Below are 394 nucleotides of genomic sequence, written 5' to 3' on the forward strand. Positions count from 1 at the left end.
TAGACGGCGGTCAGCAAGTGGGTGCCGACGCTGAGGGCGGAGGTGGTGAAGGTGGCGACGCCGCTGGAATCCAGGGTGGCGGTGCCCAGCAGCGTCGCGCCGTCGAAGAACGACACGGTCCCGGTGGGAGTACCGGCACCCGGCGGAACCGCGGTGACGGTGGCGGTCAGGACCTTGCCCTGGCCGAACGCCGACGGGTCCGGCGCCGACGCGAGGACGGTGACGGTGTCAGCCGCGTTCACGGTCTGGGTGTCCACCGGCGACGTCGAGCCGTTGAAGGCGCTGTCGCCGCCGTAGGCGGCGGTCAGCGGGTGGAGGCCGACGGTGAGAGTCGACAGGGACAGCGTGGCCACGCCGCTGGAATCCAGGGTGGCGGTGCCCACCAGGGTGGCGC

Annotated in this window: 1 protein-coding gene; it reads right to left on the minus strand. The window is 72.3% G+C overall.

Annotated features, from left to right (window positions below; all coding sequences use genetic code 11):
- Positions 1-394: Ig-like domain-containing protein (locus ACZ3UD_RS37525; protein WP_465598569.1), on the minus strand; the 394-nt coding region annotated here is incomplete at both ends.

It is taken from the genome of Kitasatospora sp. NPDC023118 (assembly GCF_055560875.1).